General features: G+C 67.2%; 28 protein-coding genes and 1 tRNA gene. 15 read left to right on the forward strand and 14 right to left on the reverse strand.

Annotated features, from left to right (window positions below; translation table 11 throughout):
• Window positions 1-47: 47 nt before the first annotated feature.
• From mshA to LVY72_RS09310, 4 genes are all read right to left on the reverse strand, one after another.
• Window positions 48-1295 carry a D-inositol-3-phosphate glycosyltransferase gene (gene mshA / locus LVY72_RS09295; RefSeq protein ID WP_237820096.1) on the reverse strand — a complete coding sequence of 416 codons (1248 nt, stop codon included), beginning with the start codon at window positions 1293-1295 and terminating at the stop codon, window positions 48-50.
• Window positions 1296-1415: 120 nt separating this feature from the next.
• Window positions 1416-2540, reverse strand: coding sequence for an FAD-dependent oxidoreductase (locus tag LVY72_RS09300; protein WP_237820098.1), 1125 nt, complete (start codon window positions 2538-2540; stop codon window positions 1416-1418).
• On the reverse strand, window positions 2533-3267 hold the full coding sequence (locus LVY72_RS09305) for a class I SAM-dependent methyltransferase (RefSeq protein WP_372463690.1): 735 nt from the start codon (window positions 3265-3267) through the stop codon (window positions 2533-2535). The genes LVY72_RS09300 and LVY72_RS09305 overlap by 8 nt, the downstream gene beginning before the upstream one ends.
• Before the next feature lie 7 nt (window positions 3268-3274).
• Window positions 3275-4405: a type III polyketide synthase gene (locus tag LVY72_RS09310; protein WP_237820101.1), complete on the reverse strand. Its 1131-nt coding sequence runs from the start codon at window positions 4403-4405 to the stop codon at window positions 3275-3277.
• A gap of 20 nt (window positions 4406-4425) precedes the next feature.
• On the opposite strand from LVY72_RS09310, the gene LVY72_RS09315 reads away from it, so the two are divergent.
• The 3 genes from LVY72_RS09315 (at window position 4426) to LVY72_RS09325 (ending at window position 6346) form a co-directional block, all read left to right on the forward strand.
• Complete coding sequence (locus LVY72_RS09315; RefSeq protein ID WP_237820103.1) at window positions 4426-4998, forward strand: DUF2231 domain-containing protein; 573 nt, start codon at window positions 4426-4428, stop codon at window positions 4996-4998.
• Between the two features lie 122 nt (window positions 4999-5120).
• Entirely contained in the window at window positions 5121-5903 is a 783-nt protein-coding gene (locus LVY72_RS24620; RefSeq protein WP_308190730.1) for an SRPBCC family protein, read from the forward strand.
• Between the two features lie 29 nt (window positions 5904-5932).
• On the forward strand, window positions 5933-6346 hold the full coding sequence (locus tag LVY72_RS09325; RefSeq protein ID WP_237820105.1) for a CBS domain-containing protein: 414 nt from the start codon (window positions 5933-5935) through the stop codon (window positions 6344-6346).
• A 66-nt stretch (window positions 6347-6412) separates the two neighbouring features.
• Here the strand turns inward: LVY72_RS09325 and LVY72_RS09330 are convergent, their stop codons facing one another.
• The 3 genes from LVY72_RS09330 to LVY72_RS09340 form a co-directional block, all read right to left on the reverse strand.
• Complete coding sequence (locus LVY72_RS09330) at window positions 6413-6640, reverse strand: YegP family protein (RefSeq protein WP_237820107.1); 228 nt, start codon at window positions 6638-6640, stop codon at window positions 6413-6415.
• Window positions 6641-6713: 73 nt separating this feature from the next.
• Window positions 6714-7634 (reverse strand): SDR family oxidoreductase, encoded by a 921-nt coding sequence (locus LVY72_RS09335; RefSeq protein ID WP_237820109.1) that lies wholly within the window; start codon window positions 7632-7634, stop codon window positions 6714-6716.
• Between the two features lie 96 nt (window positions 7635-7730).
• On the reverse strand, window positions 7731-8168 hold the full coding sequence (locus LVY72_RS09340) for a hypothetical protein (RefSeq protein ID WP_237820111.1): 438 nt from the start codon (window positions 8166-8168) through the stop codon (window positions 7731-7733).
• 360 nt (window positions 8169-8528) lie between these two features.
• Here LVY72_RS09340 and LVY72_RS09345 point away from each other — a divergent pair, with 360 nt between their 5' ends.
• The 3 genes from LVY72_RS09345 to LVY72_RS09355 all read left to right on the forward strand — a co-directional run bounded on the left by LVY72_RS09345 (window position 8529) and on the right by LVY72_RS09355 (window position 9640).
• Window positions 8529-8804 carry a GlsB/YeaQ/YmgE family stress response membrane protein gene (locus LVY72_RS09345; protein ID WP_237820113.1) on the forward strand — a complete coding sequence of 92 codons (276 nt, stop codon included), beginning with the start codon at window positions 8529-8531 and terminating at the stop codon, window positions 8802-8804.
• A 211-nt stretch (window positions 8805-9015) separates the two neighbouring features.
• Window positions 9016-9333, forward strand: coding sequence for a hypothetical protein (locus LVY72_RS09350; protein ID WP_237820115.1), 318 nt, complete (start codon window positions 9016-9018; stop codon window positions 9331-9333).
• Between the two features lie 52 nt (window positions 9334-9385).
• A complete protein-coding gene (locus LVY72_RS09355) occupies window positions 9386-9640 on the forward strand; it encodes a hypothetical protein (RefSeq protein ID WP_237820117.1) in 255 nt (84 codons plus the stop codon).
• Between the two features lie 18 nt (window positions 9641-9658).
• Here LVY72_RS09355 and LVY72_RS09360 read toward each other — a convergent pair whose 3' ends face one another.
• The 4 genes from LVY72_RS09360 to LVY72_RS09375 form a co-directional block, all read right to left on the reverse strand.
• Window positions 9659-9883 (reverse strand): hypothetical protein, encoded by a 225-nt coding sequence (locus LVY72_RS09360; RefSeq protein WP_237820119.1) that lies wholly within the window; start codon window positions 9881-9883, stop codon window positions 9659-9661.
• Window positions 9884-10023: 140 nt separating this feature from the next.
• On the reverse strand, window positions 10024-11115 hold the full coding sequence (locus LVY72_RS09365; RefSeq protein WP_237820121.1) for a hypothetical protein: 1092 nt from the start codon (window positions 11113-11115) through the stop codon (window positions 10024-10026).
• Entirely contained in the window at window positions 11112-13298 is a 2187-nt protein-coding gene (locus tag LVY72_RS09370; protein WP_237820123.1) for a multicopper oxidase family protein, read from the reverse strand. The genes LVY72_RS09365 and LVY72_RS09370 overlap by 4 nt, the downstream gene beginning before the upstream one ends.
• Before the next feature lie 322 nt (window positions 13299-13620).
• A tRNA-Leu gene (locus LVY72_RS09375) sits at window positions 13621-13704 on the reverse strand.
• Between the two features lie 191 nt (window positions 13705-13895).
• Between LVY72_RS09375 and LVY72_RS09380 the strand changes: the two genes are divergently transcribed.
• Both LVY72_RS09380 and LVY72_RS09385 read left to right on the forward strand, forming a co-directional pair.
• Window positions 13896-15200: a M20/M25/M40 family metallo-hydrolase gene (locus tag LVY72_RS09380; RefSeq protein WP_237820125.1), complete on the forward strand. Its 1305-nt coding sequence runs from the start codon at window positions 13896-13898 to the stop codon at window positions 15198-15200.
• 27 nt (window positions 15201-15227) lie between these two features.
• On the forward strand, window positions 15228-16379 hold the full coding sequence (locus LVY72_RS09385; protein ID WP_237820367.1) for an acyl-CoA dehydrogenase family protein: 1152 nt from the start codon (window positions 15228-15230) through the stop codon (window positions 16377-16379).
• Window positions 16380-16384: 5 nt separating this feature from the next.
• On the opposite strand, the gene LVY72_RS09390 is transcribed toward LVY72_RS09385, so the two are convergent.
• Complete coding sequence (locus tag LVY72_RS09390; RefSeq protein ID WP_237820127.1) at window positions 16385-16618, reverse strand: DUF5703 family protein; 234 nt, start codon at window positions 16616-16618, stop codon at window positions 16385-16387.
• Window positions 16619-16670: 52 nt separating this feature from the next.
• Here LVY72_RS09390 and LVY72_RS09395 point away from each other — a divergent pair, with 52 nt between their 5' ends.
• The gene (locus tag LVY72_RS09395; RefSeq protein ID WP_237820129.1) at window positions 16671-16970 is read left to right on the forward strand and encodes a hypothetical protein; all 300 of its coding nucleotides are present in this window, start codon (window positions 16671-16673) and stop codon (window positions 16968-16970) included.
• Window positions 16971-16989: 19 nt separating this feature from the next.
• Here the strand turns inward: LVY72_RS09395 and LVY72_RS09400 are convergent, their stop codons facing one another.
• Window positions 16990-17928: an aldo/keto reductase gene (locus LVY72_RS09400; protein WP_237820131.1), complete on the reverse strand. Its 939-nt coding sequence runs from the start codon at window positions 17926-17928 to the stop codon at window positions 16990-16992.
• Between the two features lie 124 nt (window positions 17929-18052).
• On the opposite strand from LVY72_RS09400, the gene LVY72_RS09405 reads away from it, so the two are divergent.
• Complete coding sequence (locus LVY72_RS09405) at window positions 18053-18877, forward strand: undecaprenyl-diphosphate phosphatase (protein ID WP_237820133.1); 825 nt, start codon at window positions 18053-18055, stop codon at window positions 18875-18877.
• A gap of 97 nt (window positions 18878-18974) precedes the next feature.
• Complete coding sequence (gene mshC / locus LVY72_RS09410; RefSeq protein WP_269092349.1) at window positions 18975-20231, forward strand: cysteine--1-D-myo-inosityl 2-amino-2-deoxy-alpha-D-glucopyranoside ligase; 1257 nt, start codon at window positions 18975-18977, stop codon at window positions 20229-20231.
• Between the two features lie 86 nt (window positions 20232-20317).
• Here the strand turns inward: mshC and LVY72_RS09415 are convergent, their stop codons facing one another.
• The gene (locus LVY72_RS09415; RefSeq protein WP_237820137.1) at window positions 20318-21202 is read right to left on the reverse strand and encodes a PAC2 family protein; all 885 of its coding nucleotides are present in this window, start codon (window positions 21200-21202) and stop codon (window positions 20318-20320) included.
• Window positions 21203-21325: 123 nt separating this feature from the next.
• On the opposite strand from LVY72_RS09415, the gene LVY72_RS09420 reads away from it, so the two are divergent.
• The 4 genes from LVY72_RS09420 (at window position 21326) to arc (ending at window position 26425) form a co-directional block, all read left to right on the forward strand.
• Window positions 21326-22069, forward strand: a complete 744-nt coding sequence (locus LVY72_RS09420) for an HAD family hydrolase (protein WP_237820139.1) — start codon at window positions 21326-21328, stop codon at window positions 22067-22069.
• Window positions 22066-23247 carry a site-2 protease family protein gene (locus LVY72_RS09425; protein WP_237820141.1) on the forward strand — a complete coding sequence of 394 codons (1182 nt, stop codon included), beginning with the start codon at window positions 22066-22068 and terminating at the stop codon, window positions 23245-23247. Before LVY72_RS09420 ends, LVY72_RS09425 begins: the two co-directional genes overlap by 4 nt.
• Before the next feature lie 127 nt (window positions 23248-23374).
• Entirely contained in the window at window positions 23375-24421 is a 1047-nt protein-coding gene (locus LVY72_RS09430; protein ID WP_237820143.1) for a tRNA (adenine-N1)-methyltransferase, read from the forward strand.
• A gap of 252 nt (window positions 24422-24673) precedes the next feature.
• Complete coding sequence (arc, locus tag LVY72_RS09435) at window positions 24674-26425, forward strand: proteasome ATPase (RefSeq protein WP_237820145.1); 1752 nt, start codon at window positions 24674-24676, stop codon at window positions 26423-26425.
• Window positions 26426-26436 lie beyond the last annotated feature (11 nt).

The following is a 26436-nucleotide window of genomic DNA, read 5'->3' on the forward strand; positions in this document are numbered from 1 at the left end:
CCTGCCGTCTTGCCGCCGCCGGGACTGGTTTCGGCGGCGGGAAGGCATCAGGCGATCTGCCGGCCGGCGCGGAAATGGTCGACGGCGTGCTGGTAGCTGTGCGCCGTCAGTGCCGCAGTCTGCTCCCAGCCGAAGGCGGCGGCATGGATGGCCGCATTGGCGCCCAGCCGCCGGCGGAACTGAGGGTACTCATACAGCTCGGCCAAGGCCGCAGCCCAGTCCTGTGCCCCGTGGCCGTCCACCAGCAGGCCGGTGGCCCCGTGGCTGACGGCCGAGGGCAGGCCGCCCACGTTGGTGGCCACCACCGGGATGCCGCAGGCCTGCGCCTCCAGGGCCACCAGCCCGAAGGACTCGCTGTAGGACGGCACTGCCACGACGTCGGCACTGCGGAACCAGGCGGCCAGCTGGCCGGCGGGCACCGGTGGTGCGAGCTTGACCCTGCCGGCGAGCCCGTGGCGGTGGATCAGCGGGGCAAGATCCAGCCGGGTCGCTCCGCTTGGTTCACCGACAATGGAGATGCGTAGTTTCATTTCCGGATGGGCCTGGCGCAGCAGCTCCGCCGCGGCCAGCAGTATCTGGGGGCCCTTGAGCACCTGGATCCGGCCGGCAAAAAGGATATGGAATTCGTCCTCGCCGATGCCGGCCGTGCGCCGCGCGCTGCTGCGCCCGCCGGGGTGGAACGTTGTCAGGTCGACGCCGGGTGGGACGACGTCGATCTTGCCCGGCGCCGCGCCGTAGAGGTCGGTCAGTTCCGTCGCTTCGGTGCGGGTGTTCGCGATCAGCCGGGCGCATCCGGCCGCAATCTGCTGTTCGCCCTGGACCCGGATGCGGGGCTCCGGAGCCTCGCCGGGCAGCAGGTGCTGGTTCTTGACCTTGGCCATGGTGTGCATGGAATGGACCAGCGGCACTCGCCAATCCTGCTGCAGCGCCAGGCCGACCCTGCCGGAGAGCCAGTAGTGCGAGTGGATCACGTCGTAACGGCTGCCGTCGGACGCCGCGAACAGCCGCAGCTGGCGCTCCAGCTCCGGTAGCCGCGAGGGCAGTTCCTCCTTGGGAACTTCGTCCGACGGCGCGCCCGGCAGATGGACCAGGCGGGCACCGGGGCGCGGATACTCCACCGGTTCCAGGTCGCGGGAGGTCATCCGGGTAAAAACGTCCACTTCGGCACCCATCGCCACCAGCTCACGGGAGAGGAAACGGACGTAGACATTCATTCCGCCGGCATCACCGCCCCCCGGCACGGCCAGCGGGGAAGTATGAAGCGACAGGACCGCAATGCGGCGCAGTGGGCGCATGGTTCCCCTTCGTTGGCTGCTGATCCTTATGCCACTTTAGCTGCGGGCGGACGGCGTCGGAAAACCAATTCAACCAGCGTCCCGGGCAGTCCTCGGGCGGTTTCCGGGAGCAACCTGCGCTCAGCTCATGGTGAAGCGGCGGGCCACCGCCTGGCCCGCACCAGGCAGGCCGAGTGCGGTCCGGATCAGCGCGGTGCGCAGGGCGAAGACCCGGGGCGGCAGCGGCCGGCCCAGCGCCATATTCAGGTGCGCCTGCGCGGCGGCAACCCGGGCCGCCCGGCGGCGGGAGCGCTCGAAGCAGCGTAGCCGCCGCGCCACCGGCTCGCCACGTAGCCCGGCGGCGATCAGCGGGGCCAGCTCCGCGGCATCCAGCCAGCCCAGGTTCATGCCCTGGCCCCCGATCGGGCTGATCTCGTGGGCGGCGTCCCCGGCTAGCACGATCCGGCCGCAGACCAGCCGCCGGGCCAGCGTGGACCGGACGTCGAAAGCGCTGAGCATCGAGTTGCCGCCCGCATCCAGTACGACGCCGGTACGTTCCCGTACCATGCCGGCCAGTTGGGCGGCCGAGGGTGCCGGCACCAGGGCCGAGGTACGGACAACCCAGCGCCGCAGCCCGCCGGGCAGCGGAAAGGACTCGACGATGCCGTCCGGTTCGAGGTACAGCACGCCCAGCCCGGCGTCGGCAGTCCCGTCGGGAAAGTCACCCATCAGGTAGCAGTCGGGGTAACGGCGAGCGGCAACCTTGATCCCCAGGTCCGTGCGGATCGGGGAGCGGGCGCCGTCGGCGGCCACCGCCAGCCGGGACCGGTACACAGTGCCGTCCTCGGCCCGGACGGCGACGCCGCCGCCGTCGTCGTGTACTTGGCGCACGCGCATCCCGGTGCGCAGGGCCTCCGGGGCCGCTGCCTGCAGCTGCCGGGCCAGGATGCGTTCGGTGACGCTCTGGGGCACCGTCAGGACGTAGGGGAAACGCTGCGACACCCCGCTGAAGGACAAGGCAGCGACATCGGCGCCGCAGCTGCGGGCGATGCCGCGGCGGATCGGCAGCCCCGCTGCCACCAGTTCGGCGGCAGTGCCAGCCTCGTCCAGGACCTCCAGCGCCGGCGGATGGATGCCGATGGCGCGCGAATGCCCGCTGCGCTGCGACCGCTGCTCCAGCACCACCGTGTCCAGTCCCCGCCGGGCCAGCAGGATGCCCAGGAACATGCCCACTGGCCCGCCGCCCACGATCACCACGTCATGCACCGCCGGCTCCCGGCGGCTCGAAGACCAGATGGAGACGGAAGACCGAATCCTGCCGCACGTCCCACTCCGGCGGGACGGCGCGGCGCAATTCCCGGGCTGTGTAGCTGCGGCGGATGGACGTCAGGCCGTCCCGGCGGATGTAGGAGCGATGGAAGAACGGCAAGGTGCCGGCGGCAAAAAGCAGATACGCCGGCCGGCTCCGGGCAATGTCGCTGTGCAGGGCAAGGCTGCGGCCCAGCGCCTGGGAATCGGCCAGCAGCGCGTGCAGTTCCGCCGGTGCCAGATGGTGCAGGATATGGTTGGAGATGACCAGATCGAAGCGGAAACCTTCGGCGACCAATTCGGAGCTGAATGCCTGGCGGAAGGTCAGGCCGGGCACGGCAGGACGCGAGGCCGCGTAAGCGTAGGCGCGCGGATCCGGGTCGACGGCGGTGATCTCCACCGGCAGTCCGTCCGCCGCAGCCCAGCGGGCCAGGCTGCGGGCCACGTCGCCTGCCCCGCAGCCGATGTCGAGCACGGTGGCCGCGCGCGGTTCGGCATCGGGCGCTCCGGCCGCCGCTGCCGCCAGGCGCGGCCGCAGCTGCCTCAGATAGGTACGGCGCCAGCCTGAAACCGCCCGGTTGATGAGTGCGAACTGCCTGTAGGTTCGCTGCAGCGTGGACGGGTCGCAGTCCGGCCGGTCCATCTCCTCCACGGCATCGGCCGCCCGCCGGGACAGGAAGGGCACGGCGGCCTCAGGCGGTGCCGCCGGTCTTGGTCAGCAGCCCGGTCTCCACCGTCAGCCCGGGGCCGAAAGCCATCGCGCAGACCCGTTCCCGCCCGCCGGCGAAGGGCTGGTCCAGAATATGCTTGAGCACGAACAGCACGGTCGCGCTGCTCATATTCCCGTAATCGCGCAGGGTGTCGCGTGCCGGCACCAGTTGTTTCGCGGTCAGTTCGAGCTTGGCCTCCACCTTGTCCAGGATGCTGCGGCCGCCGGGGTGGATGGCCCAGTGCTCGAGCTGCCGGTACGGCTGGTCCCAGCCTTCGTGCGCCAGCAGGGGTGCCAGCGCGCCGACAATATGCTCGTCGATAATGTGTGGAACATAGGTGCCCAGGACCATCTCGAATCCCTCATCGCCGATGTTCCAGGCCATGGACTCCTCGCCCACGGGCGTCAGAATGGTTTCGAAGTGGTCCAGTTCCAAGTAGGGCCGCCGCGCGGGAAGGTCCCGGGCGGTGACCACGGCGGCCGCTGCGCCGTCGGCGAACAGCGACGAGCCCATGATGGTGTCCGGATCATTGGAGGAGCGCACATGCAGCGTGCACAGCTCCGCGGATACCACCAGGACCACGGCGTCCGGCTCGGCTTCGCAGAAGGACTTGGCCGCCCGCAGCGCGGGAAAGGCGGCGTAGCAGCCCATGAAGCCAAGATGGTAGCGCCGTACCGACGGGCGCAGTCCCAGCGCGCGGACAATCTTGTAGTCCGGACCCGGGTTGAAGAAGCCGGTGCAGGAAACAGTGACCAAATGGGTAATGTCCGCGGCCTCGATCCCGTCTGCGGATCCGAGTGCTTTACGGGCGGCCGCCACGAACAATTCGGTGCCCTGCTCGGCAAAGATGTCGTTGCGGACCTTCGTGCTGGGCGAGAGGATCAGCCTGCTTGCCGCGTCGAAAAACACCGGGTTCTCGCTTTGGCGTTCCAGCGTGAGTTCCTCAAGCACCGTGTACCGGCGCTCGATCCCGGAATGGTCGAAGGACGCGCCTACCAGCCGGCTGCCCAGGCGGGTCAGGCCGGGCTGCCCGGCAAACACGTCCCGGACCTGGTCCTGCACCAGGACGGTGGCGGGGACTGCTGTTTCGAGGGACCTCAGGGTGACCGTCATGGTCCATTCTTAGGTGCTCAGTGTCCGGAAAACAATGCCCCGTCCTGCTGAACCATCCCGGCTCCTGCCGCGTCTTGACCAGTGTGGACTATGAATTCAACGGACTGCCGCTGCACGTGCTGCTGGTGCACGCCACCGTAGTCATGGTCCCGCTGGCCGCGCTGTGCACGGTGCTGAGCCTGCTGTGGCCGGCCGCCCGCCGGCGCCTGGGCATCGCCACCCCGCTGGCTGCCCTGGCCGCCCTGGTCCTGGTCCCGCTGACCCAGCAGGCCGGCCAATGGCTGCTGGCCCGCATCAATCCCACACCGGAGGTTCAGGCCCATGTTGGGCTGGGCCTGAACCTCCTGCCGTGGACTGCCGCGCTCTTTGCCGTGACGCTGGCCCAGTGGCTCTGGTTCCGGTACGGAACTCAGGCATCGCTCCGGATCCGCTCCGCCGTCGGCGCCGGCGGCAGGCGGGCGCTGGCCGCCGTCGCCGCCGTTCTGGTGGTTGGCCTCGCCGCCGGCACCACGGCGACGGTAGTCCAGGTGGGGGAGTCCGGTTCCCGGGCGGTCTGGGAAGGGCGTTTCAGCCAGGAACCGGTGCTGCCCTGAGCGCTGCAGGGTTTGCCGCACCTGGATGCCTAAGTACGCTTAGCATCGGGGCATGAAGGCACTGGCAGGCCTGATTTGCCGCCGTCCGTGCAGCGATCCGAATGACCGGAGGAGTACGATCCATGGCCACCGTAGAAGAATCCATCGATGTCGCAGTGCCGGTCGGCACGGCCTACAACCAATGGACACAGTTCGAGTCCTTCCCCCGCTTCATGGCCGGCGTGGAATCCGTTACGCAGCTGACCGATACCACCAACCGCTGGCGGATGAAGGTCGGCACCGTCGAGCGGGAGTTCGAAACCGAAATCGTCGAGCAGCAGCCTGACCGGAAGGTGGCCTGGCGCAGCGTGGACGGCACCACGCATGCCGGGGCGGTGACCTTTGAGCGGCTCGGCGAGGAGGACACCCGGGTGAATGTCAGGCTGCAATGGGACACGGAGACGCTGACGGAAAAGGCCGGGGCCGCGCTCGGGTTCGACAGCCTGCAGGTAAAGTCCGACCTGCGCCGGTTCAAGGAGTTCGTCGAAGGCCGCGGCAGCGAAACGGGAGCCTGGCGCGGCAGCGTGCACGATACACCTGCCGGCGGTAGCTTCGAAGCAGCGGCACCCGCTGCCGGTACCGCCGGCCCGGCAGGCCCTCCGGCGCAGGAGACGGCGCCCTACAGCGCGCAGACGGGATCTCATGGGGCGCAGGAGGCGGCGCTTGGACCCGACCTGCCGTCGGCCTATGAGGCGTTCCTGGCCCGGGCCACACCCCAGGAGGCAGCCACTGTGCGGCCGGTCATGCAGCAGTCCGCGGCAGAGCGGCTGTACGGCGTCCATGTCAGGGTCATGCCCAGCGAGTTACAGGCAATGATCTCCGAAGAAGTCCCTTATGGCCAGGTGCGCATCGAAGACAACACGTGAAGCCGGATGCTGAAAGGAAAGGACTGGAAATGACAACAGCACGGGAGATCATGACCGGCGGCGCCGAATGCGTCGGCGAGAACGAGACGCTGGCGGCGGCCGCCAAGAAAATGCAGGAGTTCGATGTGGGCTCGCTGCCGATCTGCGGGGATGACCAGCGGCTCAAGGGCATGATCACCGACCGTGACATCGTGATCAAATGCATTGCCGCCGGCGGCGATCCGCGCAGCGTCAAGGCGGGTGAGCTGGCCCAGGGCAAGCCGGTCACGATTGGGGCCGATGACAGCATCGACGAAGCTGTCGAGACGATGAAGAGCCACAAGGTGCGCCGGCTTCCGGTTATTGACGGGCACAACCTCATCGGCATGATCAGCCAGGGAGATATTGCGCGCAACTATCCGGAGGACCGGGTGGGGGAGCTTGTGGAGTTCATCTCCTCCTGACCGCACCTGCACAGGAGGTGATCCCGCTGGGGCGGGCCCGGCCGCCGGGCCCGCCCCAGCGGCGGCTTAGCCGAGGAAGTACCCGCCGTCGCCCACCGCCAGGTGCTCGGGCTGCGCACCGCACAGATCGAGCACGCGCGAGGTCGCGGCGCAGTCCCGTGCAGTGTTGATGGCTGCGATCGCCGCAGCCTTGTCCTCATGTTCCGCGGAGACGGCCACGATGGCGCCGTTGTCGTCGAGTATGCGGAACCTGAACTTGGCATCACCATCGCGGTACAGTTCGAAAACGCCCATCGACCGTTCCTTCTTTCGGCTTCCCCTGCTGGTGTGCGAGTTGGCGTCGGGCCCTTTGCGGCGGGGATGCCCCTTACGGCGTCGGCATGCCGCCGTTCACGTTGAGCGTTTCGCCGATCACATAGCTGGATTCCGGCGATGCCAGGAAAACATAGGCTGGTGCCAGTTCCGTGGGCTGGCCGGCCCGGCCGATCGGTGTGCTCTTGCCGAAATCCGGCAGCGCTTCCTTCGGCTGCCCGTCGGAAACCTGCAGCGGCGTCCAGAACGGCCCGGGGGCTACCGCATTGACCCGCACTCCCTTCGGTGCCAGCTGCTGGGCCAGGCCCTTGGTGAAGTTGTTGATCGCCGCCTTGGTGGACGCATAGTCAATCAGCGTCGGAGAGGGGCTGTAGGCCTGCACGGAGGTGGTGTTGATGATGGCCGAGCCCGCGGGCAAATGCCGCAGGGCCGCCTTGGTCACCAGGAAGATGGCCCGAATATTCGTTTCATAGGTGCGGGTCCACTGGTCCTCGGACAGTTCCTCGAGCGTTTCGACGGCGATCTGGCGGCCGGCGTTGTTGACCACGATATCCAGGCCGCCGAGACTCTCGGCAGCCTGGTCCACCAGTTCGGCGCAGAAACCGGCGTTGGTCAGGTCGCCCGGCAGCGGGACGGCCTTACGGCCGGCGTCTTCGATAAGGCGGCAGACCTTCTCGGCATCAGCCTGCTCCTCGGGTAGGTAGTTCAGCGCCACATCGGCCCCCTCGCGGGCAAAGCCAATGGCCACCGCGGCACCGATCCCCGAGTCGGCACCCGTAATGAGCGCCTTGCGCCCTTCAAGCCGGCCGGTGCCGCGGTAGGAATATTCGCCCCGGTCGGTTTCCGGCTCCAGATCGCGGTCAAGACCAGGCTCCGGCTGGTCCTGCTTTGGCGGGCTGATCGAAGGGTACCGGGTGACCGGATTCTGGAAGGTCAGTTGGTCCGTCCGCGTGCTGTCCCCATCGTGGCTGCTCATGCGTTCCTCTCCAAGCCCCGCGGCATGCCTGCCGGTGACCGTAGTAGCGGTTCAACTATTGCTCTTCCCCGGGCGCCCGCGCCTGACGCCCGCAGGTCAGCTGGCCTCCTGGTGCTGGCCCGTGCCTGCCTGCGGGTACCCCGGATTCCGCACCCTGAGCCGTCCGCCCTTCATGATGCGTGGTGCCGGGACCGCGAAGAACAGCACTTCATGGACGCCTTGGGAGTCCACGCATTTGATGGTCAGGCTGCGGATGCCCTCGGGGACCGTCGGTTCGAAATACTGCAGGTGCCTGGCGCCGAGGCTGACGGACCCCCTACGGGTGTAGACGGTGCCTAAATGGTCCTCCAGCACAATGCCAGGCCGCTTGAATTCCGGACCCGCAGCCGAACGCACCTGCATGTTCACGATGATCCCCGTGGTCCAAATTTCGACCGACAGGATGCTGAACTCGGCGCTGTCCGTGTTGTGGCGCCCGAAACTGCGCGGCACCAGAACGTGCAGCAGGCTTCCGGCAAGTGTTGGATCGTCCATGATTCTTCCCCCACTTAGGACCAGCAATGGAGCTTCCATTGTAATAAGTGGTCTTACTAAAAGCGCCGGAAGGAGGTGCTGATATTCCCGGACGGCATGATTTTCTGGCAGGAAGACAGCCCGGAGCAGCCCACCGCCGGTGCACCGCGGCGGCGGGCACGGGCTTGCATCGGAGGCAGGGGTGTGGCACAACTGATCTAGGAAGCATGCTTAGAGTTTCGTCCGACGGCACCCGGAAGGAGCCGAACGAAAACAGGTAGGTTTTGCCGTTGCGGTTGGTTCGGCAATCTCCGGGCCGGCCGTCGCTGGAACCTGCTGCAGGCTAATGCCTGACCTATGTTGCCGTTGAAAGGAGCAGTCATGGGAATCATTGCGTGGATCATTCTTGGCCTGATCGTTGGTGCGATCGTCAAGGCAGTCCTGCCTGGACGGGTCGGAGGCGGCTGGCTCACCAGCCTGGCGCTGGGCGTCGTCGGCGCTATTGTCGGCGGCTGGATCGGCAGCGTTCTGTTTGGGGCCGGCGTCCAGGGATTCTTCGACCTTGGCACCTGGATCCTTGCCATCATCGGCGGCCTGCTCGTTGCCGGCATCGTCGGCATGGTGACCGGCCGGTCCCACGGCCACACCCACGCCTGACGACCCTCCGGGCCGGCTCACGGCCGGCCCGGAAGACTCCGCGGCCCCGGCAGCAATGCCGGGGCCGCTTCGCGTCTGCCCGGACAGCAAAGCAGTGGGCCCGCCCGAATTTCCGCTGCGAGTGGCACTATCGACGCTGGAATGTTGCCTAGGTCACATATTCGCAACTACGATGGGGCGGACAAGCAGCGGAAGTCATGAAGGAAGTGCCATGGTCCAAAAGCTTCGCGTCATCGTCCGGGTGGATTTGGACACTGGGTCGGCCAGCATCAAAGTCTTGGGAAAGCTTGATGGCCATACTCTGATCGGCCTGTACTCGCTCATCCGGCGAACCAGTTCCATTACCCCTGGCCTGACCGTCGAAGTGGATCTGCGGAGGGCCGCAGCCGAACCAGCCGCACTTGCGGACCTTCACGAAACTTGCGCAGCAGGCCATCTGCCCGCTCGCGTGGATCCGCGTCTGTCCGACTGCCGGCTGCTGGTGCTGGAACCGAACCTGGACGGCAGCGCAGTCCAGTTGTCCGCTTGATCCACCGTCTTATCCCGCCGTCGGGGACGCGGGGTGCATCCAAGGAGGAAGATTGGCATTGACAGCTTCCGGGCCTGAGGCCCGGGCCGGGGCCGGAGCCCCACCGCGGCCGTCCGAGCAGCTTTGCTGCCGGGACTGCGGCAGCGCGGACTATCTGGTGTTCGACGACTTTGTGCCGGCGCGGCTGCTGGATGAGAGCCAATGGACGGCGGCCAGCGCCAGCTATAGCTGCAGCCAGTGCGGCGGAAATGGCGGCCGGGAAGTTCCTCCGGACTGGGTGCCGCCAGGCTGGTTCTGGTACCAGTAGGCGACGTGTGGTGACCCTTTAGCGCCGCGCCCTGCCCAGCCGGTGGATGCTGTATTCATCCGCCGGTACGGCGCGGCGCGCGTTTCGCCCCTGCTCCCGGATCCAGAGCATGCCCAGACCAGGCGCCGTGGCGTGGACGCGGCCGCGGTAGTACGCGGTGCCGCCGCGGCGGGCCTCTACCTCATCGCCCCGGTGCAGCAGGGACAGGTCGACGATCGGTGCGGTCTGCTGATCGGTGTGCATGGTGTCCTCCAATAGAAGTTCTTGCTGGAGTCTTCCTTGACCCTCTCCATGCTCCCGCGCCCAGATTGCGGGCCTGTTACACCGGTGTTGTTTTCCTGCAAATCCGTCCGCCGGATCCGGAGCGGCAGGCCGCCGCTGCCTCAACGATGGGAGGTTGTCACCGACTCGTCCAACGGGCTTCCCAAGCTGTCGAACCATGCCGGGCTGGTGCCGGCCAGTCCCAGCACCCCCACCGCGATCACCGCCACCACCGGAAGTGAGCGAAGATGCGCCGACGCCAGCGGAAAACCGCGCGGCCTGCTGTCGTCACGGAACAGCACGACGGCGGCCAGCAGCGTTGCCAGCTCCAGGACGGCGGCCGCCGCGTCCGGCAACCCGGGCGCCTCGGGCGCGCCTGCCGCCGGACCGAACGGCAGCCCGAAGGTCCGGGACCACAGCCACACGGCCAGCGGCGCGATCGAAACCGCGATGATGGCAGGAAGCATGGCCCGGCCTGGCCAGCCGACGATCACCAGGACGCCGACTGCAACTTCCTCCGCGGCGAGAAGGATGAAGAACGCCCCCGCGGCCGCCCACTCGCCCAGATGTCCCGGCACGACGGCGGCGTGAATGGCCGCGCAGCCGAACAGTGCTGCGGACAGCAAGAGCCGCCGATGTTCGATCCGGCCGGCGCGGGCCGCGCGGCCTCGTGGCCGGCCGGGATCCAGCCGGCCACCACGGATGGCCACCGCCCAGCCGACCACGGCGAGGTTGGAGACCAGGAGGATGCCGGCACCGTAGCCGATCGCGCCAAGCTGCAGCCCAAGCGATGCCTGGCCTTGAAGCGGCAGGGCGCCTTCGGCAGTGGTGTGCTGGGTCGCTACCAGGAGCTGAAGCTGCAGTTGGTAGTCGCGGGCGGAACTGGCGGCCGTTTCGGCGATGCCTGCCAATGTGCCCGCTGCCGCGACGAGCAGGCCGGTCGCCACGACCATCCGCGGTCGGGAGCACACCGGTCCGAACCAGCGCAGTGCCAGCGTAAACGCCGCGATTACCGCCAGCACGAACACCGGAAGAAGGGTGGTTGATTCGCGCAGCCAGTCCGCGAACGGCTCCGGCGTCCGTTCAATGGAGCCGACGGCGCCCCGCAGCGAAATGATCCAGAAACCGTCGGCATACGCCATCAGGACCGCCAGCGACACCACGGTCCACCAGGGGACTGCGGGGGCGGCGCAGGTGCGTACATCGGTAGTCATGGCGTGATTTCCCAGCCGAACATCATGGCATGGTCCTCGTGGGCCAGATTGTGGCAGTGCGCCACGTACGGGCCGACAAAGTCCCGGAAGCCCCGGTAGACGATCACCGACTCGCCCGGGTCGAGCGCCACCAGATCCTCCTTGGAAAGGTCGTCCGGGTGGGTGGGATCACCGCGGGTCACATCCTTGTTGTTCCGCATGACCGTGCGGTGTTCCTCCATGTGCAGGTGGAAGGGATGCACCCATCCGCCGCCGCCGTTGCGGACCTCCCAGAGATTGAAACTGTTCTTCTTCTGCCGGGCCAGCGGTGTGCGGCCTGCCGGGTTCTTCAGGCTCCTCGACACCGACGCGGGCTCGAAGGGCTTGCCGTTGATGAGCCACTCGACCTCGCCGCCGGCGCTGCCGCGCTGGACCTCGAAGACCAGGCGGTTGTCCAGAAGATTCTTCCAGTTGCCCGGCAGCGGCGGAAGCGGACGCATCGCCGTCGGGATCTGGCTGTCGTCCGGCGCGCTGTCGCCGATGACGAACTTGAGCACCGGTACCTTGTAGTCCGGATCGGGGGAGAAGCGTGACGAGTTTGCCCACATCCGTCCGTTGGGCATCTTCATCACGTTGGTCAGATAGATGACATCGCCCTTGGTGGTCGGCGTGCCGTCCTGGTAACGCGTGAAATCGATGATCACCTCACGCCGCTTCGCCGGCCACAGCTCGAACGAGTCCCGGGTGATCGGAAATGGCAGGAGCCCGCCGTCCGAGGCGATCTGGGTGAACCTCATGCACTGCTGTGCGTCGGGGATGCGGTACTGTCCCTGGAGTTCATCGCCTTGGTAGCCGAGCGAGGCCGCCGATCTGGGACCCTTGGTGGAGCTCATCAGCTTGAACTCGTAGATCCTGGCGACCGAGGCGTCAAGGAACCGGAAGCGGTACTTGCGCCGTTTGACCTCCATCACCGGGTTGGCCGTGCCATTGACGGTGAAGATGTCGCCGACGAAACCGTGGTTCGGGAAGTGCTTGAAGAATGTCTTCCCCCACCACTCCGGATGCGTGGCCGGGTTCCTGGCGCCCGGGAACTCGCCCATTCCGTCGTGGACGTCCTTGTGCACCGTGACGCCGTCGTCGAGCCGGCAGTCGTAGAAAGCCAGCGGGACGTCATATTCGACATCGAAGGAGCCATCCGAATTGTCCTTGCGGACGCCGGGCAGCCGAAGGCCCCGCCGCTCGTCGCCCATGTCCATGCCGTTTTTCGGGTCGTAGATGGGGTAGAGGCCCACCATGCCCTTGTAGACGTTGGAACCGGTGTGGTCCATCCGGTGGTCGTGGAACCAGAAGAAGCTCTGCTTCTCCCGGTCGTCGCCGCCGGCCGGCCAGTTAAGGTACAGGTTGTCGACGAACATTTGCGGCAGGTAGCCCATGCTCCTGGGGCCGTACAGCATCGAATAGTGGGGGTTCCCGTCGCTCTCCGGCGCGGTATGGCCGTTGTGCAGGTGGGTCAGGAAGGACCAGTCCGGGGAACCAAAGTCCTGCCGGTCGAGATTGAGTGGGTTCTCATCCAGATGGTTTTCAAAGCGGACCAGCACCGGCTTGCCGTACTCGGCGTTGATCATCGGCCCGGGGAAGGTGCCATTGAAGCCGTAGATCGTGCTCAAGGGCAGGCTCCGGGCGGTGCCCGCCGCATAGGTCTTGCCTGCCGCATCAAACGAGACCGCCGGACGTCCTTTGGAATTGATGGGCAGCACCTTCGAGGTGGTGAACGCATGGTTCCGGAGCAGCAGATCGATCTTGTAGACGATCGGATCCGGGCCGCCGGGCACCGGTGACCAGGTCTGATGCCGCTCATTGCGCAGCGAATTCTGCTGGTCCGGCCCTGGGCCCGGTGGATAAGCCCACTGGCTGAATTCCGACTTCGATACCGGTGCCAGTGCCTTGGGAATCGGCAGGCGGTCTTTGAACGGCTCGATGATCAGCGGACTCGTCGGAAAGGCCTCGGTATAGAAGAACAGGTCGCCAAGCGCGGTGGACGACGCGGCGAACGCGCCGTCGACCGAGAGCAGACCCCGCTGGGCGAGAAACGGGAGACCCCATCCCTGCGCGGCAACGAGCGCGGCGCCGGCACCTCCTGCCGCACCCAGCCGCAGGAGCGTACGGCGGGAAATTCCACCGTCCTGGGCAGTTTCCTCGGACATCGGTCTGCACCTCCTTCAGGTGGGACGCACCCTCGGGCCTGCGGGCCCGGGCCTTTATCCCAATACCTCCTGGGGCAGTTTCGCCAGGCGGCAACCCCACGCGAACACTGTGGAGTGCGGACCCTATGAAAAAACTGGCAATCGGCCAAAGGCGCGCGCAGCGGCGTAATTCGAGGACGGAGGGGCCGCAGAAGGTTCCCCGGGGTCCGCGCCAGCGGCTTCAGGACGGCCATCAGCGGCTGGTTCCGCTGCGGACTGTCCAGGGCGGGGAGGACAAAAGAAGGCCCCCGGAAATCCTTGGATTTCCGGGGGCCTTTCCCAGTGCGCGGAGGGGGACTTGAACCCCCACCCTCAATAAGAGGACTAGCACCTCAAGCTAGCGCGTCTGCCATTCCGCCACCCGCGCAGGTGTCGATTCCGATTGGTCCGGCGAACCGTTCCGCTCGAAAGCAGCGAAAAAAACTCTAACACGCTTTTGCCGAACTACTAAATCAGCGCCGCGCGCGTCGTGAAAGATGGCCCCCGGCGGCGGCGGATCTCCCGGCAGGCGGCAGACAACGGACGCTAGGCTGGGATTCTGACCACCAAGGAGGCGCCATGACCGTACCATCCCCGGCAGAGGAAGTCGTCCGCATCTGCCAGGATCTGATCCGCTTCGATACGTCCAACTTCGGGGACAACGAGGGCCCGGGGGAGCGGGCGGCCGCCGAGTATGCCGCCGCACTGCTGGACGAGGTCGGGCTCGCCTCGGAAGTCTTCGAGTCAAGTCCCGGCCGGGCCTCCGTGGTGGCCCGGCTGGAAGGCGAAGATCCCGCCGCGGGCGCGCTGGTGGTGCACGGCCATCTTGATGTCGTGCCGGCCCAGCGGCAGGACTGGTCCGTGGATCCGTTTGCCGCGGAGGAGCGCGACGGACTCATCTGGGGCCGCGGCGCGGTGGACATGAAGGACATGGATGCCATGATCCTGTCCGTGGTGCGCAACCTGGCGCGTACCGGCACCAAGCCGAAGCGGGACTTGGTGATCGCATTCTTCGCGGATGAGGAGGCCGGTGGGAAGTATGGCGCACAGTGGGCGGTGGACAACCGGCCGGAGCTGTTCGACGGCGCCACCGAAGCCATCTCGGAGGTCGGCGGCTTTTCCTCCACCGTGGGCGGCCGGCGGGCCTACTTCCTGCAGACGGCGGAGAAGGGCCTGGCCTGGCTGCGGCTCGTTGCCCGGGGCCGGGCCGGACACGGTTCCCAACTGAGCGAGGACAACGCCGTGACCACGCTGGCCCGCGCGGTGACACGGATCGGGGAGTACCGGTGGCCGATCGAACTGACCGATACCATGCGCCGGTTCCTCGACGGCGTCACGGAACTCACCGGCGTCGAATTCGATCCCGACGATCCCGGCGTCCTGCTCAAGGAGCTCGGCACGGTGGCCCGGTTTGTCGGTGCCACGCTGCAGAATACTTCCAATCCCACCGTGCTCAAGGCCGGATACAAGGACAACGTGGTTCCGGGACTGGCCGAGGCGCGCATCGACGCCCGGCCGCTGCCGGGCCAGGACGAGCTGGTGCTGGCCAAGATCAAGGAACTGGCCGGCGCGGGTATCGACGTCAGCTACATCCACAACGACGTCGCACTGGAAGCGCCCTTCGCCGGAAACCTGGTGGACGCCATGGTGGATTCGCTGCACGCGGAGGATCCGGACGCCGTCGTGCTTCCCTACACGCTCTCCGGCGGCACCGACAACAAGGCGCTGCATCGGCTGGGGATCACCGGCTACGGGTTCGCGCCGCTGCGGCTTCCCGAGGAGCTGGACTTCACCGGCATGTTCCACGGCGTGGACGAGCGGGTGCCGGTGGACTCGCTGAAGTTCGGCACCCGCGTGCTGCACCGGCTGCTGACGACGTACTAGGAAGGCAAGGAAGGAATCCGCGTGCCGATCACCATCGAGGAACTGCTCACCGACGGGATGCTGGAGACGTTCCGGGACCGGGCTGCCGGCTATGACGCGGCCAACAGCTTCTGCCATGAAGACCTGGCGGAGCTGAAGGACGTGGGCTACCTGAAGATGTTTGTGCCCGAGGAATGGGGCGGGCTGGGATACCGGCTCGAGGAAGCCTCCCGGGCCCAGATGCGGCTGGCGTCGGCGGCCCCGGCCACCGCCCTGGCGGTGAACATGCACCTGGTCTGGACCGGGGTGGCCCGCGTGCTGCGGGCGCGCGGCGATGACTCCCTGGACTATGTGCTCCGGGAGGCCGGGCTGGGCGAAGTCTTCGGCTTCGGCGTGTCCGAAGCGGGCAATGACCAGGTGCTGTTCGATTCCCGCACCGTGGCGGCTCCGCTCGAGGGCGGCGGCTACAGTTTCACCGGCACCAAGGTGTTCACCAGCCTGTCGCCGGCCTGGACCCGGCTGGGTGTGTTCGGGCGGGACGACACCGGGGCGGAACCGCAGCTGGTCTGGGCGTTCATCGACCGGCAGGAGCCGGGCTATTCGATCAAGGACGACTGGGACACGTTGGGGATGCGCGCCAGCCAGTCCTGCACCACGGTCCTGGCAGGAGCCGAGGCCCCGGCGGACCGGGTGTTCCGGAAGCTGCCGGTGGGGCCGAATCCCGATCCGCTGGTCTTCGGCATCTTCGCCACATTCGAAATCCTGCTGGCCTCCGTTTATGCCGGGATTGGCGGGCGGGCCGTGGAGCTGGCGGTGCAGGCAGCGCAGCGGCGGATGTCGCTGAAGACCGGCAAAAGCTACGCCCAGGACCCGGATATCCGCTGGCGGGTGGCCGATGCCGCGCTGGCCATGGACGGGTTGTACCCGCAGCTCCAAGTGATCTCGCGCGATGTGGATGAGCAGGCGGACCACGGCAGGTTTTGGTTCGCCAGGCTCTCCGGTGCCAAGATCCGCGCGACCGAGACGGCCAAGCAGGTCGTGGAGCTGGCGGTGCGGGTCTCCGGGGGTGCGGGCTACTTCCGCGGCAGCGAGCTGGAACGCCTCTACCGGGACGTGCTGGCCGGCCTGTACCACCCGTCCGACGACGAATCCGCGCACGGCACCGTTGCCACCGCGTGGCTCGGCCCGCTGGAGGACTGAAGCCGCTACACCGTGGCTTCCACGCGCAGGATCCGGCGCCTGAGCCAGTACTTGCGGCTGCCGCCCAGGTACAGCCGGGTCCGGACCAGGTCCCACTTGCCGTATTCGGCGTGCTCGACCAGCGCGCGCCGGGCCTCCTTGAGGGATTCGCCCTTGGTGACCGTCAAAATCAGGTACTCGTATTGGCGGGCATAGTCGCGTTCGCGTGCTGGTTCGTTGGCCAGAAATTGTTCCCTCATTGCCCTCCCATTCTCTTCACTTATTCTTCCCTCTACGGCTAACGTCTACTACATGAGCATTGATCCGCGTGTTGCCCTCCAGTCACTCACGACCGCTCTAGAGGAACATCTGGCGGCTGCGGCCAGCCGGCGCGGTGACGACGATCCTAACGTTGAATCGGCCTTCTCGGCCATCATGGAAGCCTTCGAAACCTATGAGGACGCCCTCTACGACAGCTACGGCGAAGTGACGCCGCTGGTGATCTACGACGAGTCGGCCGAGGAAGACGAAGACGACGAGGAAGAGGACTTCGACGACGCCGACGAAGTCGCCGATCCGTTCGACGACGATCTGGAGATCGAGGAAAAGTAGCGCGGCCGGGCCGCCGGGATCAGGCCGGCGGGGCGGAAATATCGTTCAGGGCCGAAACGATTTCGGCCGGCATGCGCCGCGGCACCGACTTCAGGATCTGCTCCAGCTGCGCCGGGGTCCGCGGACCAATTACCGCGGTATCGATGCCCGGCTGCTGCAGTGCCCAGCTGAGCGCCAGGTCCAGCGGTTCGCCATCCAGGCCGCGGGCCGCGGTGGCCAGGGCGTCCACGATCCGCGACGGGCGCGGTTCCAGGTAGGGCGCGATGGAATCCGCCCGCAATTCCGAGGCTCCGCGCGAGTCCGCCGGGATGCCGCCGCGGTACTTGCCGGTCAGCACGCCGCGGCCCAGCGGTGACCAGGCCATCACGCCGGTGCCGAGCGCGGCCGCGGCCGGGATCACCTCACGTTCGGCCGTGCGGCGGACCAGCGAGTATTCGGACTGGATGGCCACGAGCGGAACGCGGCTGAGGCACGCGGCCCGGGCCAGCTGCCAGCCGGCATAGTTCGAGACACCGACGTACCGTGTCCGGCCGGAGGTCACCGCGAACTCCAAGGCGGACAGTGTTTCCTCCAGCGGCACCTGTGCGTCCCAGGTGTGCACCAGCCACAGGTCCAGGTAATCGGTGCCCAGCCGGGCCAGGCTGGCGTCGAGGGACCGGAGCATGGCCCCACGCGAGGCGTCGACTTCCCGTTCGCCCTTGCGCACGCCGACGCCGGCCTTGGAGACCAGTGTGAGTTCCTGCCGGGGCACCATTTCGCCCAGGAACGAGCCGACGATCGCCTCGCTGTTGCCGTCCGCATAGAGGGCGGCAGTGTCGATCAGCGAGCCCCCGGCATCGAGGTACTTGCGCAGCATCTGCCCTGCATTTTCCTCGTTGGTCTCTTCGCCCCAGGCCATCGTGCCCAGGGAAAGGACCGGGACTTTCAACCCGCTGGTGCCTAAACGCTTGTGCTCCATAGCCCACAAGCTTAAAGCAGGGCCGCGGCAACTTCGTAACGGACCGGCGCGGCGCGGTTGCTACTTCCGTCTTATCCAGTGTCCGGTAGCGGGCCATGCGGGCCGGTGCCCTATTGTCGAATGTGTGAATTGGATAGAAGCGGCGTTCCTGGGCCTGGTCCAGGGCCTGACAGAGTTCCTCCCTATCTCTTCCAGCGCGCACCTGCGCATCGTGGGCGAGTTCCTGCCCGGGGCTTCGGACCCGGGCGCTGCGTTCACCGCGATCACCCAGCTGGGCACGGAGACCGCCGTCGTGGTGTTCTTCTGGCGGGACATTGTCCGGATCGTCAAGGCATGGTTCGGATCATTGACCGGCAAGGTACCCCGTAATGATCCGGACGCGCGGATGGGCTGGATGGTCATCATCGGCTCGCTGCCCATCGTGGTCCTGGGCCTGCTGTTCCAGGACCAGATCGAGAGCACCTTCCGCAGCCTGTGGTTGGTGGCCACCATGCTGATCGTTTTTGGTGTGTTCCTGGCCATCGCGGACACCGTCGGCCGGCAGAAGCGCGAACTGGTCCACCTGACCTACAAGCACGGCATCCTGTACGGCTTCGCGCAGGCGCTGGCGCTGATTCCCGGGGTTTCCCGTTCCGGCGGCACCATCACCGCCGGCCTGTTCATGGGCTACACACGCGAGGCAGCCGCCCGCTACTCATTCCTGCTGGCCATTCCCGCCGTCTTCGGCAGCGGCCTGTACCAGTTGGCCAAGAGCATCGGGGAGCCGGGCCCGTACGGCCTGGGCGAGACGGCGCTGGCCACGGCAGTGGCCTTCGTGGTCGGATTCCTGATCATCCGGTGGTTCCTGCACTACGTCTCGACCCGCAGCTACCTGCTCTTCGTCTGGTACCGGATCGGTCTGGGTACCCTGTTGTATATACTTCTGGGTTTGGGCCTGATCAGCGCCTGAGCCAGGGAATTTCTCCGGCTCTGCGGAGCTTATTCTGTTCGGCCCCTTGAGTCTTCGCGCGGGCGTTATCAGCGGTATTACCGGAAGGAACGAAATTTTGCTTGGTTGGAATGCCCCGGTCGTGCCCGAAATTCCGGGGGGATCGGACGAGCTGTCACTCTATGACACGTCCGCCGGGGCACGGGTGCGGATTGAACCGGCTCCGGCCGGGTCGCTCTACGTCTGCGGCATCACCCCCTACGACGCCACGCACATGGGGCACGCCGCCACCTACGTCAGCTTCGACCTGCTCAACCGCTACTGGCTGGACGCCGGCCGGACGGTCCAGTACGTGCAGAACGTCACCGACATCGACGATCCGCTATTGGAGCGCGCCCAGGCCACCGGGGTGGACTGGGAACAGCTGGCCAAGGACCAGACCGAACTCTTCCGTGCCGACATGGAGGCGTTGAACGTGCTCCCGCCCCAGGAGTACATCGGGGCCGTGGAGTCCATCGCCTGGATCGTACCGGCGGTGGAGCGGCTGATTGCCGACGGCGTGGCGTACCGGGTGCCGGGCACGGCAGGCGAGCCCGACGGCGACGTCTACTTCGACACGGTGGCCGCCGCCGGCAGCGGCTGGGAGGTCGGCCGGACCTCGAGGCTGAGCGAGGCTGAAATGCTGCCGCTGTTCGCCGAACGCGGGGGAGACCCGGATCGTCCGGGCAAGCGGCACCGGCTGGATCCGCTGCTGTGGCGCGTGGCGCGCGACGGCGAACCGAACTGGCCCGGCGGCACGCTCGGCGACGGACGGCCGGGCTGGCATATCGAGTGTTCGGTGATCGCCCGGAAGTTCCTGCCGGAAACCTTCGATGTCCAAGGCGGCGGCTCCGATTTGAGCTTCCCGCACCACGAGATGAGCGCGGGCCACGCCTACGCCCTGACCAGGACCCCGCTCGCGCGGCACTTCGTGCATGCCGGCATGGTCGGCCTGGACGGCGAGAAGATGAGCAAGTCGAAGGGCAACCTGGTGCTCGTTTCCCGGCTGCGCGAGGCCGGCGAAGACCCGGCCGCGATCCGGACCGTGCTGCTTGGACAGCACTATCGCTCCGACTGGTTCTGGACCGATGAACTGCTCGAGGCCGGCAGGGCGCGCCTGGCCGCCTGGCGCGCCGCCGCCCCGTACGTGGCCGCCGCGGCGGTCCCGGCTCTGGCCGACGAGATCCGCAGCGCCCTATCCGCCGACCTGGACGCGCCGGCGGCTCTGGCCGCCGTGGATGCGTTCGCCCGGGCCGCACGCGACGGCGCGGAGCCGGCAGACGGTGCCGAAGCCTTCGCCAAGGTCCTGGACGCCTTGCTGGGCATCCGCCTGTAGCCAGTTCACCATGAATAAGGAAGCCCCGCCGGTTCAAACCGGCGGGGCTCCTTATGTGCCGGCCGATGTCCCGGCGGGCGGCAGGGCTATTCCTTACGGCGCTTCTTGAGGTAGCGCTCGAATTCACGGGCAATTGATTCACCGGTGGCTTCGGGCAGCTCCGCGGTGTCCTTCGCCTCCTCCAGCTGGCGCACATAGGCGGCGACTTCCGGGTCCTCGGTGGCCAGTTCGTCCACGCCGCGTTCCCAGGCCTCGGCCTCCTCGGACAATACCGAGGTCTCCAGCGGAACCTGCAGGATGTCCTCGATCCGGTGCAGCAACGCGAGTTCGGCCTTGGGGGAGGGGGACTGGCCCACATAGTGCGGCACCGCGGCCCACAGCGAGACGGTGGGGATCCCGGCCATCGACGCAACCTCGGCCAGCACGCCGATGATCCCGGTAGGCCCCTCGTACTGGCTGGTTTCGGTGTTCAGCGCCTGCCGGACAGCGTCGTCGTCGCTGGTGGCGGTCACCGGGATCGGCCGGCTGTGCGGCACATCGGCCAGCAGGGCACCGACCAGCAGGATGCAGTTGACGTTCAGCTCCGTGGCATGGGCCAGCAGTTCGGCGGTGTAGGCACGCCAGCGGTAGGAAGGCTCCACCCCGTGGACGAAGATGACGTCGATGTCCGAGCGCGGGATGCTGCACCGGGTCAGCTTCGTGGTTGGCCACTTGATGTGGCGCTGGCCGGACGCGGTGCGGCGGATAATCGGCCGGGTGAACTGGAAGTCGTAGTAAAGGTCCGGATCGATGGTGGCCACCTTCGAACCGTCCCAGAGCCGGCTGAGGTATTTGACTGCGTCGGTTGCCGCTTCGCCTGCGTCATTCCAGCCTTCGAAGGCGGCGATCATGACCGTGAGCCGTTGCTGGCCGCCGTCCGACGCCGGCTTCGGGAACAGCCTCCGCAGGCCCTGCGTCTGATTGTTTTCCATCTCGCTCACCTTTTCACCCTAGCCCTCAGCCAGTGAGTTGTCAGTGAGGCTGGCGCCGGTTCGCGCTGAGCATAGCCGGACCGCGCAGAGGGCGCCAGGCGGCGGAAACCGTAGACTTGAGGCATGCGTTCTCCCGCCGACCCGGGTTATCCGGGCATACAGCCACGCGTCCAAGCCGTCTTTTGGGACATGGACGGAACCCTGGTGGACACCGAGCCTTACTGGATCGATGCGGAGCAGCGGCTCGTCGAGCGGTTCGGTGGTTACTGGTCGGAGGAACTGGGCCGAGGGTTGGTGGGCAACGCGCTGCCTGTTTCGGCCGGTGTCCTGCAGGAGGCGGGCGTCCGGCTGGAAATCCGGGAGATCATCGACGAACTGATCGGCTCGGTGGTAGACCGGGTGCGCGGGCGCATCCCCTGGCGTCCCGGCGCGCGCGAACTGCTGGCCGAACTGTCCGAGGCCGGCATCCCCACCGCCCTGGTGACGATGTCCGAGCAACTGCTGGCCCGGGAAATTGTGGACCAGCTTCCGAGGGGCAGCTTCGACTACCTGGTCACCGGGGACATGGTGGCCCAAGGCAAGCCGCACCCGGAACCATACCTGCGCGCCGTCGAACAGCTGTCCGCCGCCCAGCCGCGGGTGGACAAATCCCGGATCATCGCGCTGGAGGATTCCCTCCCCGGGGCTACCTCCGCCCAGGCCGCCGGGCTGGTCACCGTGGCGATTCCGCACGTGGTGCCGGTTCCCCGGGACCCGGGACGGCATCATTGGGACACCCTGGCCGGGCGTGGCCTGGCGGATCTGGAAGCCCTGGTAGCCAGTGCACCGGGGCTGCCGGAGGCCGCCGGGCTGCGGGGCACGGCATGAGCCGGGTCCAGCCGGACAACGGCAGCGGCCCGGCCGGCCCGGACGAGCCGCAGCCGCGCAGCGAGGGCATCCCGCTGGGCAGGATCGGCGGAGTGCCGGTGATCCTGGCCTGGTCCTGGTTCGCCATTGCCGCCTTCATCGTGCTGGTGTTCACCCCGCAGGTCCAGTCCATCATTCCCGGCATCGGCAGCACCGGCTACCTGGTCTCCTTCGGCTATGCGGTGCTGCTCCTCTTGTCGGTGCTGTTCCATGAGCTGGCCCACGCCCTCAGCGCCCGCGCCTTCGGCTGGCCCACCACACGGATCGTGCTCAACGTCTGGGGCGGGCACACCCAGTTCGACAACTTCCAGGCCTCGGCCGGCCGGTCCCTGGTGGTGGCGCTGTCCGGCCCCGCCGCCAACTTCCTGCTGGCCGGCGCGGGCTGGCTGGTGCGGCCGGTGTTCACCGGCCATCCGGTGGGCTGGCTGCTCACGGACAGCTTTGTGCTGGTGAACCTGGCGGTAGCGGTCTTCAACGTCCTGCCCGGCCTGCCGCTCGACGGCGGCCGGCTGGTGGAATCGGCGGTCTGGAAGGCCACCGGCAGCCAGGAGAAGGGGACGGTGGCCGCCGGCTGGGCGGGACGGATCATCGTGATCCTGCTCGTCTTCGGGTTCGCCGTGCTGCCGGTGCTGCTGGGCCAGCGCCCCGACCTGCCGCTGGTGCTGATGATGGTGCTCGTCGGCGGGTTCCTCTGGACCGGGGCCAGCGCTGCGATCAACCACGCCAGGATGCGCCTGCGGCTGCCGGCCGTGACCGCCGGCGGGCTTCAGCGCCGTGCCACCGGGCTGCCCGCCACCTCCTCGGTGTCGCAGGTGGCTGCGGCACGGCAGGCCAGTCCCGGCACCGAAGTCATACTGACCGCGGCAACCGGCCAGCCGGAAGCAGTGGTGGACCTGCAGGCCCTGCAGAGCGTGCCCGCCGCCGCCGCGGGAGCCACGCCGGCGGCGTCGGTCGCCCGCGCGCTGGCCCCGGGCGCCTATGTGCCGGAATGGGCCGCCGGGCAGGAGCTGGTGCAGTACCTGGCCCGGGTCGCCGGCAGCGAGTATGCCGTCATCGACGGGCAGGGCCGGATCACCGGGCTGCTGCTGCAGGATTCGGTGGTCCGGGCACTGACCGGCAAGGCTTCCGGACGCCGCTGAGCGTCCACGCCACAGCCGGCCCCGGCATAGAATCAATGGGCCGCAGAGAATCATCGGCCACATCCGCCGCCGGACAGTTCCAGCACTGGTCCCGGCACCCGTCCCTTCGACCGGAAGTAGTACCAGCATGAGCGCATCCACCATCCCGCACGGAGCCGACCAGCGCCGGGGGCCTCTGCGGCCAGGCGAGCGGGTGCAGCTGACGGATGAAAAGGGCCGGATGAACACCATCACGCTCACTCCCGGCGGGGCATTCCACACCCACCGCGGGTTCCTGCCGCACGACGACCTGATCGGTGTCCCGGAAGGCAGCGTGGTCACCAACACCGTCGGCCACCAGTACCAGGCGCTGCGCCCGCTGCTGTCCGACTTCGTCCTGTCCATGCCCCGGGGTGCCGCCGTCGTCTATCCCAAGGACGCCGGCCAGATCGTCACCATGGCCGACATTTTCCCCGGTGCACGCGTGGTCGAAGCGGGCGTGGGTTCGGGCGCGCTGAGCATCTCGCTGCTGCGGGCGGTGGGCGACGGCGGCTACCTGCACTCCTACGAGCGCCGCGAGGAATTCGCCGACATCGCCCGCGGCAACGTGGAAACGTTCTTCGGCGGCACACATCCGGCCTGGTCCATCTCCATCGGCGACTTCCAGGACGAGGTGGTCAAGAAGGAGCAGCCGGGCAGCGTGGACCGGGTAGTGCTTGACATGCTCGCGCCCTGGGAATGCCTCGATGCGGTGGCCACCGTCCTGGCCCCGGGCGGGGTGTGGATCAACTATGTGGCCACCGTGACCCAGCTCTCCCGCACCGCCGAGGCGATCCGCGCCGACGGGCGGTTCACCGAACCCGATGCCTGGGAGTCCCTGGTGCGAGGCTGGCACGTGGAGGGCCTGGCCGTACGCCCCGACCACCGGATGGTGGCCCATACCGGCTTCCTGCTCACCGCCCGGCGCCTGGCCGAGGGTGTGACCGGCCTGACACCCAAGCGCCGTCCGTCCAAGACCGGGTTCGCGGCCGAGGACGTCCAGGCCTGGACCGGCGACGAGGATTCCTGGAATGCCGAGGGGCTGGGCGAACGGCAGGTATCGGACAAGCGGCTGCGGCGGGCGGCCAAGGATGCCGCCTCCACGGTCCAGCGGGGCGCCTTCAAGGAGACGCCGGAGTCCGGACAGCCGCAGTAGCGGTCCCCGCGCGCCGGTCCGGTGCTGCGAAACCTTTACCGTATCTTTATCTGGCGGCCAGCGGCTGTTCCGGGCTGCGCCCTGCCGCGTCCCGGCGCGCTTCAGCGCCCGGGGAAGGGTCCTGCCGGCGGCCGCGCGGCCCGGAATTATGGCAGCCTCTGCGGCGTTTTCATTGTCAAGCCGACAAGACTTCGTAAGGTAGACGGATTAGGGTCGTAGGAAGGCACCCGTTTCAAGAGAGCAGGTACGGTGATGAGTGAAAACCAGAACCCGATGCATGAACCGGCGCCGGACGGGGGAGCGTCCGATGAATTGACGGTTGCACAGCGCCAGCTCAATGTCCTGCGGGACAAGATCCGGAACCTGGACAAGCAACTGGCTTCCGCGACCATCAACAACAGCCGGCTCGTAGCCATGCTTGAAGCGGCCAAGAGCGAGATCGTCAGGCTCAAGGATGCATTGGAACGGGACGGCGAAACGCCCTTCAGCTTTGCCACGATCACCCAGGTCAACCATGCCAAGCAGACCCGCACCGGCATGAACGCGGCGGCCACGGTGCAGGACAGCGTGGACATTGTCCAGTCCGGCCGCAAACTGCGTGTGGCGGTCAGCCCGCTGATCAACCTCAGCCAGCTCAGCCCCGGCCAGGAAGTCCTGCTCAACGAGTCCCTGACGGTGGTGGCCGCATTGGGCTTCGAGCGTGCCGGTGAGCTGGTGACCATCAAGGAAATGCTCGACACGGACCGCGTGCTGGTGATCGGCCGGGCCGACGAGGAGCGCGTGGTCAAACTCTCCGGTTCGCTCATGCGCCAGCGGCTGCGGGTCGGCGATGCCATCTCCATCGATGCGCGCAGCGGCTTCGCGCTGGAGAAGATCCCGCGCAGCGAGGTGGAGAACCTGATCCTGGAGGAAGTCCCGGACATCTCCTACCAGGATATCGGCGGCCTCGGCCCCCAGATCGACGAGATCCGCGACGCCGTCGAACTGCCCTTCCTGCATCCCGACCTCTACCGCGAGCACGGTCTGAAGGCGCCCAAGGGCATCCTGCTCTACGGCCCGCCCGGCTGCGGCAAGACGCTGATCGCCAAGGCGGTGGCCAACTCGCTGGCCGTGCGCGCCGTCGAGCGCACCGGCACCAAGGAGGCCCGCAGCTACTTCCTGAACATCAAGGGCCCGGAACTGCTGGACAAGTATGTGGGCGAAACCGAACGGCACATCCGCCTGATCTTTGCCAGGGCAAGGGAGAAGGCCTCGGACGGCAGCCCGGTGGTCGTGTTCTTCGACGAAATGGATTCGCTGTTCCGCACCCGCGGCACCGGCGTTTCCTCCGACGTCGAAACCACCATCGTGCCGCAGCTGCTCAGCGAGATCGACGGTGTGGAAAAGCTGGAGAACGTCATCGTCATTGGTGCCTCCAACCGCGAGGACATGATCGATCCGGCCATCCTGCGGCCGGGCCGGCTGGATGTGAAGATCAAGATCCAGCGCCCGGATGCCGAAGCGGCGGCGGACATCTTCGCCAAGTACATCACCACCGACCTGCCAATCCATGCCGAAGACCTGGCCGAGCACGGCAATGACCGCCAGGCCACCGTGGCCGCGCTGATCCAGCGGACGGTGGAAGCCATGTACTCGACGGACAAGTCCAACGAGTACCTGGAGGTCACCTACGCCAGCGGCGATACGGAAATGCTGTATTTCAAGGACTTCAACTCCGGCGCGGTGATCCAGAACGTGGTGGACCGGGCGAAGAAGAATGCCATTAAGGACCTGCTGACCAGCGGGCGGAAGGGCCTGCGGATCGAACACCTGCTCCGCGGCGTGGTGGACGAATTCCGCGAGCACGAGGATATGCCCAACACCACGAATCCGGACGATTGGGCGCGCATCTCCGGCAAAAAGGGCGAACGCATCACTTACATCCGTACGATCATCCAGGGCAAGGCGGGCCAGGAAGCCGGCAAGTCCATCGAGACCATGCCGAATACGGGGCAGTATCTGTGAGCGTCAACCGG

Source organism: Arthrobacter hankyongi, from assembly GCF_022012395.1.
GTDB lineage: Bacteria > Actinomycetota > Actinomycetes > Actinomycetales > Micrococcaceae > Crystallibacter > Crystallibacter hankyongi.